The organism is Antarctobacter sediminis, assembly GCF_019218285.1.
GTDB lineage: Bacteria > Pseudomonadota > Alphaproteobacteria > Rhodobacterales > Rhodobacteraceae > Antarctobacter > Antarctobacter sediminis.
The window spans coordinates 1392685-1404144 of record NZ_JAHUZG010000002.1 but is presented as its reverse complement, the minus strand read 5'-3'; the positions used below and the strand labels follow the sequence as shown (position 1 = coordinate 1404144).

Below are 11460 nucleotides of genomic sequence, written 5' to 3'. Positions count from 1 at the left end.
GGCCAAGGAGGACCGGCGCGGGTTAAGAGGATGTTCACGTTGACTTGGCAAGAGTCGGCAGGGTCTGCATGGAGGGCATGGCATGAACATGGCCGATCGCCTGGCCGAGGAACGGCGCGCACGGCTGGCCGCGGAACGGCTATTGGAACAGAAACAGGCCGAGCTGTTCGAGGCGAACCGCAGGCTTGGGCGCCATGCCTTGGAACTCCGCAACGAAATTCAGGAGACCCGGACAGAGGTCAAGGTTGTCCGCGACGAAAACAAGCGCGTGATGCACCAGCTGGGCGAAGCCACGCAAAAGATCGAGGTTGTTACCGAACAGCTGTGGAGCGCGCTGGAAACCATGCGCGACGGCTTTGCCATGTACGACCAGAACAGGCGGCTGGAACTGGCCAACCCGGCCTATCTGCACATCTTCGAAGGCGTCGAAAGCATCGCGCCGGGCGCATCCTACGACCACGTGCTGGACATCATGGTCGAAGAGGGGATCGTCGACCTCCAAGGCGAAAAACCTCGGGATTGGATACGCCGCATCCGCGCCCGGTGGGAATCAGATCCGATCCCGAATGAAACGCTGCGATTGTGGAACAACCGTTTCGTCAAGCTGCGGGACAGGCGCTTGCCGGACGGCGGCATCGTCAGCCTTGGCGTGGACATCACCGGGCTGATGCGCATGTGGTCCGCGGTCGAGGAAATGCCCGACGGCTTTGTCATGTACGATGACGAGGATCGCCTGCTGATGTGCAACCAGCAGTACAAGGATATCTACGCCAAAAGCGCCCCGGCCATGCAGCGCGGCACGACTTTCGAGGAAATCCTGAGATACGGACTGGACCGCGGCCAATACGCCGAGGCCGTCGGGCGTGAAGAGGAATGGCTGGACCAGCGCCTGACCGCGCATCGCAATTCGGAAACAGAACTTGAACAACAACTGGAAGATGGCCGCTGGCTGCGTGTTTACGAACGGGTCACACGCGACGGCGGGCGCGTTGGCCTGCGCGTGGACATCACCCAGATCAAGCAGGATCAGGAACGCCTGAAAGAGGCCATGATACGGGCCGAAGCCGCCAATCGGGCCAAATCGTCCTTCCTTGCCAACATGAGCCACGAAATCAGGACCCCGATGAACGGCGTCGTCGGCATGGCGGACCTGTTGATGGACACCGATCTGGGCGAAGAACAGGAACTTTACGCCGAAACCATCCGCAGTTCGGGCGAGGCGCTGCTGGTCATCATCAACGACATCCTCGACTATTCCAAGATCGAGGCCGAAAAGCTTCAACTGCACCCCGAACCTTTCGATCTGGAACGCGCGATCCACGAGGTCGTGATGCTGTTGCAGCCCACCGCGCGCGACAAGGAAATCGCGCTGCTGGTCGATTACGACATGTTCCTGCCCACCCGGTTCATCGGGGACGCGGGCCGGATACGCCAGATCCTGACCAACCTGCTGGGCAATGCGGTGAAATTCACGGTGCAGGGCCATGTGCTGGTGCGCGTCGTCGGCGTGCCCGGCAACGATGGCGACTCGGCGATCCATATCACGGTGGAGGACACGGGCATCGGCATCCCCCCCGACAAGGTCGACCATGTTTTTGGCGAATTCAATCAGGTCGAGGACGAGCGCAACCGCAAGTTCGAGGGCACCGGGCTGGGGCTGGCCATCACACGCCGGCTTGTCGAGCTGATGGGGGGGGAGGTTTGGGCGGATTCCGAACTGGGCAAAGGCAGCTGTTTCGGTCTGCGCGTTATTCTCCCAACAGAGGAACCTGCCGTTTTTGAAACGGTGCGCCTGCCGGGGCACCTTTCCCGCGTGCTGGTGGTGGATGACCACAATGCCAACCGTGAGATCCTGTCCAAACAGCTGGGCATCATCGGGTTGACGGCCGAGTTCTGCAAAACCGGGTCCGAGGCGATCGACGCCATGGCAACACGGCCCGACCTGTTGCTGATCGAACAGGATCTGCCCGACATGGCCGGAGAGGATCTGGCCGCGCAGATCGTCCGCCGCGGCGGCAGCATCCCCATCATTCTCATGGCCGACAACCCCGCTCAGGTTACGCCCCGTCCCGGCGTGGAATTTGCCGCTGTTCTGCAAAAACCGGTGCCTCGGCGCGCCTTGTTTTCCGCGTTGGAAAAGATCGAGGTGGCCGAATACCCCGAGGACGCCCCGAACGAACCCACAAGGAAAACGCCGCCCCCAGCGCCCAAGCTGTCCACCCCCCAAACAGACGGCCCGCTGGATGTACTTGTGGCCGAAGACAACAAGACCAACCAACTGGTCTTCAGCAAGATGGCAAAGTCTTTCAACGTGACGCTGCGCTTTGCCAACAACGGGATCGAGGCGGTCGCTGCCTATCGCGAACAACGCCCCGACATGATCTTTATGGATATTTCAATGCCGCAAATGGATGGCAAACAGGCAACCCGCGAAATTCGCGCCCTTGAAGGCGGCGGGCCGCAGGTGCCGATCATCGCGGTCACCGCCCATGCCATGACCGGAGATCGCGAGGCCATTCTCGAGGCCGGGCTGAACGATTACCTGACCAAGCCGTTGCGCAAGGCAGCGTTGGCCGAAAAGATCGACCTTTATGGGCCGCAACAGGCGCGCCGGGCGGCGTCGTAACGCGGGTCAGGCCGCAGCGGCCTCTGCCGTCCTCAGAAAGACCGGGCGATCCGGTTCGGACATATCAGGTTGAAAACGATAGCCGCCAAGGTCGAAATCGGTCAGTCCCGTTGCATCGGTCAAACGTCTCTGGATGATATAGCGCGCCATGGCCCCCCGGGCGCGTTTGGCAAAAAAGCTGACGATCTTGGGACCACCCGGCTTGTCTTCCATGAACTGCGGCGTGATCACGCGCAGGTTCAGCGCCTTGAGAGGGACGGCCCCGAAATACTCCTGGCTTGCGCAATTCACCAGAACATCGGTGTTCAATGCCTCTGCCTGTGCGCGCAGGGCCTTGGCAATTTCATCCCGCCAATAATCATACAGGTTGCCGCCGCGCCGTGTCTTCAGCCGCGACCCCATTTCCAGCCGATAGGCCTGAATCCCGTCCAGTGGACGCAACAGGCCGTACAGCCCGGACAGGATGCGCAGATGTTCCTGCGCCCAGTCCATCTCCTCGGCCTCCAGCGTGCCCGCCTCAAGGCCAAGATATGTATCCCCCGCAAAGGCAAGCGCGGCCGGGCGCAGATCCTCGGCCCCCGGTGTCTCGGAAAAGGCGCGGAACCGGTCACGGTTCAGCTTCGCCAGATCGTCCGACAGATCCATCAACCCCTTGAGATCCTTCAGGGTCAGATTGCGCGCTGTCTTGGCCAAGCGCTGCGCATCCGCCTCGAAATCGGGGGCGGTCATCGCCTCTGTCCGTTCTGTCCAGTCCAGCCGCTTGGCCGGCGAGATCACGACGAGCACCATCAGCCTCCATCCTTGCCTGAGTGTCCTACGCAGTTAGTGCGGCAACGCGCCAAGGTCCAGCGTGGCAGGCCGCTTAACCTGCGCCGTCCTGCAAGACCGTCCAGAAGGCCGCGCCGAACCGTTCCGCCCGCTTGTCCCCCAATGCCTGACACAGGGCGCCTTCGCTGGACGGCGGTCGGTCTGCAATCTTGGCAAGCAGCGACGCGGAACAGGACAGCGGCTTGTCGGTCCCATCGGGGCCGCGCAACAATTCGGCCTGCGCCGCCATCAGCGCGTCATAGGTTTCTCCCGCCCCGCGCGCCGCCAGTTTTCGACGCCGGGGGTGGACCTCTCCCGCCTCGGCGTTCAGCACCTCAAGGAAAGCCGCCCCGTAGCGTTCCAGCTTTTTCGCGCCAATCCCGTTGACCCGCGCCATATCATCAAGGTTGGTCGGCCGCCGTTCGGCCATTTCGATCAGGGTACGGTCCGGAAAGATCATATAGGGCGGCACCTGTGCATCCCGCGCAAGCGCCGTGCGTTTGGCCTTCAGGGCCGAAAACAGCGGCGCGTCTTCCTCAGGCACCAGCGCCTTGACCGCCGGGCGCCGTTCGGTGGCCCGGGCAACGGCATCCTTGCGCAACTTGATCGTTTCCTCACCCCGCAGGATCGGGCGCGCGCGCTCTGTCATGACAAGCGCCCCGTGGCGTTCGGCGTCCGGGCGCATCAGGTCATGCCCCATCATTTGTCGGAACACAGCCTGCCACTGACCCCGGCTCAGATCCTTGCCCACACCGAAGGTTGGCAAACCATCGTGGCCACGTTGCAGGATCTTGTCGGTTTCCTTGCCCATCAGGATGTCGATCAAATGCCCCGCGCCAAAGCTTTCGTCGGTACGAAGCGCCGCGGACAGCGCCTTGCGCACCGCCTCGGTCCCATCGAACAGGTCTGGCGGACTGTCGCAAAGATCGCATTTGCCACAGGCCTCGGCCTCTTCACCGAAATAGCCCAACAGCGCCTGCCGCCGACAGCCCAGCGCCTCGGCCAGCCCCAACAGCGCGTTCAGCCGACCGTGATCGGCCCCGCGCCGTTCCGGCGGGGCCATGCCCTCATCGATCTGGGCACGCCGCAGACGAATGTCCTCGGGGCCGTATAGCGTGAGGGTCTCTGCCGGGGCGCCATCGCGGCCCGCACGACCGATTTCCTGGTAATAGGCCTCGATCGACTTGGGCAGATCGGCGTGGGCCACCCAGCGGATGTCCGGTTTGTCGACTCCCATGCCAAAGGCCACGGTGGCTACAACGATCAACCCGTCCTCGGTGGCAAAACGCTCTTCGACCTGCCGACGATCTTCCGCCTCCATCCCACCGTGATAATGGCAAGCGGCGTGCCCCTGTTCCCGCAGCGCGCGGGCGATGCCCTCGGTCTTGGCACGGGTGCCGCAATAAACAATGCCGGATTGTCCCCTACGGGCATCGGCAAAATTCAGAATCTGCGCGCGCGGCCCGTCCTTGGGTTGAAAAGCCAAATGGATGTTCGGCCTGTCAAACCCGCGCAAAAAGGTGCGCGGGGCCGCACCGTCGAACAACCGCGTCACCATCTCTTCGCGGGTTTCCACATCCGCAGTCGCGGTAAAGGCCGCCAGAGGCACGTCAAGCGCACGCCGCAATTCGCCGATACGCAGATAATCGGGCCGGAAATCATGGCCCCATTGGCTGACGCAATGCGCCTCGTCCACCGCAATCAGCGAAACGCCCGCCTGCGCCAGCATCCGCTGCGTGCCGGTATTCGCCAATCGTTCGGGCGCAAGGTACAAAAGCTTCAGTTCACCGGAATGCAGCATGTCCCAGACAGCGTCCGTTTCATCCTGTGTATTGCCAGAGGTCAGCGCCCCGGCAGCCACCCCCGCCTCGCGCAATCCACGCACCTGATCCCGCATCAAGGCAATCAATGGCGAAATCACCACCGTCACCCCGGCGCGCATCAAGGCAGGCAGTTGAAAACACAGCGACTTGCCACCGCCCGTTGGCATGATGGCCAGCACGTTTTCCCCTGCCGCGACGGTCTCGACAATCTCGCCCTGCCCCGGGCGAAATGCGTCAAAGCCGAAAATCTCTTGCAAAAGCGCCTCGGCGCCCCCGGCATCGCGCGGCATGGAAAACCTGTCGGATTATCTGGAACTGCTCTCGATCCAGACAATCACATACTAAGATTCGGTGAATCAACCCCTGACCGCCACAATATCAGCCAAGCACCCGCCGCTTCTTCTGTCCTGAAATATCCCGGGGGTGTCCCGCAGGGACGGGGGCAGAGCCCCCTCTTCAGTAGAACAGCGCCACGTTGTTCGCGAGGATGATCTGCAGTGCATAAACCCCGATCAACGTGATCAGCGGCGCCAGATCCAGCCCACCCATGGGCGGCAGGATGCTTCGAATGCGCGAATAGACCGGCTCCAGCAGGCGGTTCAGCCCGTCCCAGATCTGTCCGACCAGCGGCTGACGCAGGTTCAGGATCTGAAAGTTGATGAGCCAACTCATGATGACATGCGCGACGATGATGAAAACCGCGATGCTGAGAAGCATGTTCAGGATCTGAAAGAGCGACTGCATCTGTTGGGCCTTTCCTCGTGCTGCCTGTTGCCAAACAGGTATGCGCAGATTGCATTAAGGACAAGTGTGCCGCGAGGTCCCGATTGACGCGGTTTTGCCTGCGCAGCATCAAGGACGCAAAGGAGCCTTGCCATGTACCCTTTCCTGCGCCTTGCCCGGAACGCTTTTCTTGCCCGCCGCGCGCCGCGGCTCGGCCTGCTCGAAACCCATGTGTCGACCCATGTCTGCCAGCCCTGGGACCTTGATCTCTGGGTCGAACTGAACAATGGCCGGACCCTGACGATCTACGATCTGGGGCGGATCCCGTTGGCCTATCGGACCGGGTTGATCGACGTGTTGAAACGCGAAGGCTGGGGCCTGACGGTGGCCGGCTCGGTTGTCCGCTATCGCCGCCGCGTCCGGCTGTTCGACAAGGTCGAGATGCATTCGCGGGTCCTCGGCTGGGACAAACGGTTTATCTACATTGATCAGTCGATGTGGAAATCCGATGGCGAATGCTCCAGCCATGCGGTCTTTCGCACGGCGCTCACCGATGCCAACGGCATCGTGACCACCGATCGGTCGATCCGCGCCTTGGGCGGTGTCGATCAAACGCCGGTCCTGCCGGACTGGGTCCAGAAATGGATCGAGGCCGAGGACGCCCGCCCCTGGCCCCCGGCCACCCAAAACGCCCCCGATGTGATCGCCAGCCAGAACGCTGCCTGACGGCCCGCATCACGCAGGGGCAGCAATCCCCTTGCCTCTGCCCCCCCTCATGGGTTCTATCCCCCCATTGCGCAGGGGGCAGGCATGGCACATCCGACAAAACGGCAACGCATCTGGGGCTGGATGTTCTTCGACTGGGCGCAACAGCCCTATGCGACGCTTGGCCTGACCTTTATCTTCAGCCCCTATTTCGCGGCCGTCGCTGCACAGTTTTTTCTGACTCAGGGCGCCGAAGCCGATGTGGCCAAGGCCAATGCGCAAAGCCTCTGGTCCTCGGCCCAGACGTTGGCCGGACTGGCCATTGCCTTTTCCGCGCCTCTCCTTGGTGCCTGGGCGGATGCCACCGGGCGCAAACGGCCATGGTTCTGGCTCTTCACCATGATCGCGATCCTCTGCGCCTTTCTTTTGTGGGAGCTGGAACCGGACGGATCAGGGCTTTACCTCGCGCTGGCGCTGTTCTGGGTCGGGTTCGTGGCCAGCGAATCCGCCTTCAACCTGAACAATGCGATCTTGCCGAGCCTTGGAACCCCCGAAGAGGTCGGGCGCATTTCCGGAACCGCCACCGCCTTTGGCTATTGGGGCGGCGTGCTGTCGCTGTTCATCATGTTGCTGTTCTTTGCCGAAAACGAAACCGGCAAAACGCTGATCGGCCTGTCCCCGCCCTTTGGCCTTGATCCCGAGGCACGCGAAGGCACGCGGTTTGTCGGGCCTTTCATCGGGTTTTGGTTCGCGGTCTTCCTGATCCCCTTCTTCATGTGGAACCACGACGACCCGCTGGAGCGCAAGACCCCCGGCAGCGTGCGCAAGGTTCTGAGCGACCTCTGGCAGACCATCCGCCGGGTATCGGGCCGCAAGTCCACGCGCAGCTTCCTGCTGTCGTCGCTGTTCTACCGCGACGCGCTGACCGCGCTTTATGCCTATGGCGGCATATATGCGACGCTGGTGCTGGAATGGCAGGTTATTCAGGTCGGCGTTTTCGGCATCATCGCCGCCATCGCGGCCGCTGTCCTGTCGTGGGTCGGCGGTCTCGCAGATCAGAGGTTCGGCCCGAAACCGGTGATCCGGGTTTGCATCTGGGTGCTGATCCTTGTCGGTTGCGTCATCGTCGGCATGTCCCGCGAAAGCCTCTTCGGCCTGCCGCTGGCCGAAGGTTCGCTGGTGCCGGACGTGGTCTTTTACATCTGCGGCGCGATTATCGGCGGCACGGGCGGCGCGCTGTACTCTGCCTCGCGCAGCATGATGGTGCGCCATTGCGATCCGCAGCGACCGGCCGAAGGCTTTGGCCTGTTTGCACTGGCGGGCAAGGCGACCGCCTTTCTGGCACCTGCGCTGATCACCCTGTTCACCTATGTGACACAGTCCAACCAGCTTGGCTTCCTCCCCGTCATCGGGCTTTTCCTGCTTGGGCTCATTCTGCTAGCATGGGTTCATCCGCAGGGAGAAACACCCGCATGATCCGTTTTCTGACGACCATTTCACTTGTCCTCGTGCTGGCCGCCTGTGGCGGCGGTGGGCGCGACATTTCCGGCGCCCGCACTCCGGCCCGTCCGCTGGACCCGGTCCTTTCCTCGAAACAGGCAAAGCAGCTTTTCGGCGCCAAGGCGCAGGCCTCGGGCCAATCCTCGGCCCCGATCGGCGGCTATGCCAAGGGCTGTCTTGCCGGTGGCGTGCAACTGGCCGAAACCGGCCCCACGTGGCAGGCCATGCGCCTCAGCCGCAACCGCAACTGGGGCCACCCGGAACTGATCGACTACGTACAGGACCTCAGCCGCAAGGCCGCGCAACAACCGGGGTGGAACGGGCTTTACCTTGGCGATTTCAGCCAGCCGCGCGGCGGCCCGATGCTGACAGGACACCGCAGCCACCAGATCGGTCTGGACGCCGACATCTGGCTGCGCCCGGCTGACAACCTGAACCTGTCCGTCAAGGCGCGTGAAAACATCTCGTCCATTTCGCTGCGCCGCGCCAACGGGGCCTATACCAACGACAAATGGACCAAGCAGCACCACGAGATCATCAAGGCCGCCGCCAGCGACCCGCGGGTTGCGCGGATATTTATCTTTCCCGGTGCCAAGGTGCAGATGTGCAAGGATGAAAAGGGCGACAAGTCATGGCTGCGCAAAGTGCGCCCATGGTGGGGGCACCATTACCATTTCCATGTCCGCCTGAGCTGTCCCAAGGGGGCCGATGGCTGCGTTGATCAGGCCGAACCGCCCGCAGGCGACGGCTGTAAAGAGGCCGAAGGCTGGGTTGACCGCATCCTGAACCCGCCTCCGCCCGATCCAAACGCCAAACCCGCGCCGCCACGACGCGAACTGACGCTGGGCGATCTGCCGCGCGCATGCGCGGATGTGCTGGCCGCCAACTGATCCGCCGCGGATGGCCGTTCCTTTCCCTCGCCTGCGGGCGCTGGTCCTGTCCTGCGCCTGCCTGGCCGCACTTGGCGCATGTGCTGCCGAAACAGCCTCGGGTGTGCAGATCAGCAGCAGACTTGCCTTTCCGCCCGGCCCCGAGGCTTTGGGCGGTTTTTCCGGGCTGGAACTCTCAGAGGACGGCAACGCCTTTACTGCTCTGTCCGATCGCGGCCTGCTGGTCACCGGTCGGCTGATCCGCAAAGGCGGCAAGCTGTCTGGACTGACAGTTGATGACATCACGCCCCTCCGCAATCCCGCAGGCCGCCCGGTCCGAGGGTTTCGCGCCGATTCCGAAGGTCTTGCCCGCGCGCCGGATGGCACCCTGTTCGTTTCCTTCGAAGGCCTGCACCGCGTCATGGCCTACACAGATCTGTCGCGCAGCACCGCCTTGCCAGTCCCGGACGCCTTTCGCAGGCTGCAAGGCAATTCCGGGCTTGAGGCACTGGCCGTAAACAAGGACGGGCATCTCTACACGCTGCCCGAACGCTCGGGGCATCTCACCCGCCCCTTCCCCGTCTGGCGCTTTGACGGCACAAACTGGAGCCAGCCTTTCTCGATCCCGCGCAGCGGTGGCTTTCTTCCGGTCGGCGCGGATTTCGGACCCGATGGACGCCTCTACCTGCTCGAACGGGAATTCACAGGCTTCGCCTTTCGGTCCCGCGTCCGCCGCTTTACCTTGTCGAACGACAGGGTCACCCAAGAAGAAACCCTGCTGGAAACCCCGCACCACACCCATGGCAACCTCGAAGGTCTCTCTGTCTGGCGCGACGCAGGCGGCGCTCTTCGCCTGACGATGATCTCGGACGACAACTTCAAAAGCTTCCTGCGCAGCGAATTTGTCGAATACCGCCTTGTCGAGTGACCCGGGGAATCTCTTGACGCCGCCGCACCCGACCCTGTAAGCCCGCGCAATCCGAAAATCCGGATCAAGTCCCCGCAACCTTGTCAAAAACGGGTCACACATGACACGCGCACATCTTCCCGGCATTCTTGCCATGGCGGCCATTGTTCTGGCCTCCAATATCCTCGTCCAGTTCCTCTTTGGTCAATGGCTGACCTGGGGCGCTTTCACCTATCCGCTGGCCTTTCTGGTCACCGACCTGATGAACCGCATCTACGGCGCCGCCGCCGCCCGGCAGGTGGTCTTTGCCGGTTTCATCGTCGGTGTCTTCTGCTCGATCATCGGAACGCAGGTCATGCTGCAAGGCGACGGCTTCACCTATCCCGCCGTCACGCTCAGGATCGCCATCGGGTCGGGCCTTGCCTTTCTGACCGCCCAGTTGATCGACGTTTCGATCTTTGACCGGTTGCGCGAAGGCAGCTGGTGGCGGGCGCCTCTCGCCTCAACGCTGATCGGCTCGACACTGGATACGGCACTGTTCTTCACCATCGCCTTCTCGGCACAGCTCAGCTTCATTGAACCGGGCAACGACGTGTCCTGGGCCAACGAGGTGCTGCCCTTCCTTGGCGCGGGCCCCTCCACGCCGCTCTGGATTTCGCTGGCGGTGGCCGACTGGATGGTCAAACTCAGCCTCGCTCTGCTGGCGCTGATCCCCTTCCGGATGATCGTTTCCAAGGCACTGCCGAATCGAAATCACGCCTGAGACGCAAAAAAGACTTTGTGGTTTGCCATACCCGTGGCACCATCATCTTGCGTTTTCAACAGCTGAAAGGAGGTGATCCAGTGTCTAGAGAAGCATTGGAGAGAGGTGTCGGAACAGTTCGGAGGATGACGCTCTAGGGCAGCCCCTGGGCGCGTTCAGCCCCCGAATTGGCAGAGCCTAACCGGCCCCGCCTCCGTATTCTCGAAGGGTCGCTGATCTGGCGGCCCTTTTTACTTTTTCCTGCCCGACAGACGGCCCCATGCTCCGCATCAGCGATCAGATCACAATCGAAGACTGGGAACTGACCGAACAGTTCATCCGGGCCTCCGGCCCCGGCGGGCAAAACGTGAACAAGGTCTCCACCGCCGTTGAATTGCGGTTCGAGGCAGAACGCTCTCCCAACCTGCCACAACCGGTCAAGACACGGCTGCGCAAACTGGCCGGGCGGCGCTGGACCAAGGATGGCGCGGTGGTGATTCAGGTGGATGACACCCGCAGCCAGGCCCGCAACCGCGATCTGGCCCGCGAAAGGCTGGCCGAACTGATCGAAAAGGCCACACATAAACCCAAACGCCGCATCCCGACCAAGCCCACCCTCGGATCCAAGAAACGCCGCCTTCAGGCCAAGAAACAACGCGGCGAGGTCAAGTCCCTGCGCGGCAAGGTCGATCCGGAAAACTGATCCCGGTCTTCTTCTTGGCTGAAATACTCCCGCCGGAGGCCACCCGAGGATCCGG

General features: G+C 62.4%; 10 protein-coding genes. 7 read left to right on the top strand and 3 right to left on the bottom strand.

Going from position 1 to position 11460, the window contains the following annotated elements; all coding sequences use genetic code 11:
* The first annotated feature begins 82 nt into the window (after positions 1–82).
* Complete coding sequence (locus KJP30_RS14635) at positions 83–2626, top strand: response regulator (RefSeq protein WP_218449999.1); 2544 nt, start codon at positions 83–85, stop codon at positions 2624–2626.
* Positions 2627–2632: 6 nt separating this feature from the next.
* Here KJP30_RS14635 and yaaA read toward each other — a convergent pair whose 3' ends face one another.
* The 3 genes from yaaA to KJP30_RS14620 form a co-directional block, all read right to left on the bottom strand.
* The gene (yaaA, locus tag KJP30_RS14630; RefSeq protein WP_218450174.1) at positions 2633–3412 is read right to left on the bottom strand and encodes a peroxide stress protein YaaA; all 780 of its coding nucleotides are present in this window, start codon (positions 3410–3412) and stop codon (positions 2633–2635) included.
* A gap of 76 nt (positions 3413–3488) precedes the next feature.
* The gene (gene recQ, locus KJP30_RS14625) at positions 3489–5546 is read right to left on the bottom strand and encodes a DNA helicase RecQ (protein ID WP_218449998.1); all 2058 of its coding nucleotides are present in this window, start codon (positions 5544–5546) and stop codon (positions 3489–3491) included.
* Positions 5547–5712: 166 nt separating this feature from the next.
* On the bottom strand, positions 5713–6000 hold the full coding sequence (locus tag KJP30_RS14620) for a YggT family protein (RefSeq protein ID WP_218449997.1): 288 nt from the start codon (positions 5998–6000) through the stop codon (positions 5713–5715).
* A 132-nt stretch (positions 6001–6132) separates the two neighbouring features.
* Between KJP30_RS14620 and KJP30_RS14615 the strand changes: the two genes are divergently transcribed.
* The 6 genes from KJP30_RS14615 to arfB all read left to right on the top strand — a co-directional run bounded on the left by KJP30_RS14615 (position 6133) and on the right by arfB (position 11405).
* On the top strand, positions 6133–6705 hold the full coding sequence (locus KJP30_RS14615) for an acyl-CoA thioesterase (protein ID WP_218449996.1): 573 nt from the start codon (positions 6133–6135) through the stop codon (positions 6703–6705).
* An 84-nt stretch (positions 6706–6789) separates the two neighbouring features.
* Complete coding sequence (locus tag KJP30_RS14610) at positions 6790–8160, top strand: MFS transporter (RefSeq protein ID WP_218449995.1); 1371 nt, start codon at positions 6790–6792, stop codon at positions 8158–8160.
* Positions 8157–9074 (top strand): penicillin-insensitive murein endopeptidase, encoded by a 918-nt coding sequence (mepA, locus tag KJP30_RS14605; protein ID WP_218449994.1) that lies wholly within the window; start codon positions 8157–8159, stop codon positions 9072–9074. Before KJP30_RS14610 ends, mepA begins: the two co-directional genes overlap by 4 nt.
* 10 nt (positions 9075–9084) lie before the next feature.
* Positions 9085–9981: an esterase-like activity of phytase family protein gene (locus KJP30_RS14600; protein WP_218449993.1), complete on the top strand. Its 897-nt coding sequence runs from the start codon at positions 9085–9087 to the stop codon at positions 9979–9981.
* A 100-nt stretch (positions 9982–10081) separates the two neighbouring features.
* Positions 10082–10723, top strand: a complete 642-nt coding sequence (locus tag KJP30_RS14595; RefSeq protein WP_218449992.1) for a queuosine precursor transporter — start codon at positions 10082–10084, stop codon at positions 10721–10723.
* Positions 10724–10982: 259 nt separating this feature from the next.
* The gene (gene arfB, locus KJP30_RS14590) at positions 10983–11405 is read left to right on the top strand and encodes an alternative ribosome rescue aminoacyl-tRNA hydrolase ArfB (protein ID WP_218449991.1); all 423 of its coding nucleotides are present in this window, start codon (positions 10983–10985) and stop codon (positions 11403–11405) included.
* The last annotated feature ends 55 nt before the right edge of the window (positions 11406–11460 follow it).

Bases quoted from the DNA above. Each gene is read 5' to 3' on its own strand.
- KJP30_RS14595 (WP_218449992.1), top strand. From the start codon at position 10,082: ATGACACGCGCACATCTTCCCGGCATTCTTGCCATGGCGGCCATTGTT.
- KJP30_RS14600 (WP_218449993.1), top strand. From the start codon at position 9,085: ATGGCCGTTCCTTTCCCTCGCCTGCGGGCGCTGGTCCTGTCCTGCGCC.
- KJP30_RS14620 (WP_218449997.1), bottom strand. From the start codon at position 6,000: ATGCAGTCGCTCTTTCAGATCCTGAACATGCTTCTCAGCATCGCGGTT.
- mepA (WP_218449994.1), top strand. From the start codon at position 8,157: ATGATCCGTTTTCTGACGACCATTTCACTTGTCCTCGTGCTGGCCGCC.
- arfB (WP_218449991.1), top strand. From the start codon at position 10,983: ATGCTCCGCATCAGCGATCAGATCACAATCGAAGACTGGGAACTGACC.
- recQ (WP_218449998.1), bottom strand. From the start codon at position 5,546: ATGCCGCGCGATGCCGGGGGCGCCGAGGCGCTTTTGCAAGAGATTTTC.
- KJP30_RS14635 (WP_218449999.1), top strand. From the start codon at position 83: ATGAACATGGCCGATCGCCTGGCCGAGGAACGGCGCGCACGGCTGGCC.
- KJP30_RS14615 (WP_218449996.1), top strand. From the start codon at position 6,133: ATGTACCCTTTCCTGCGCCTTGCCCGGAACGCTTTTCTTGCCCGCCGC.
- KJP30_RS14610 (WP_218449995.1), top strand. From the start codon at position 6,790: ATGGCACATCCGACAAAACGGCAACGCATCTGGGGCTGGATGTTCTTC.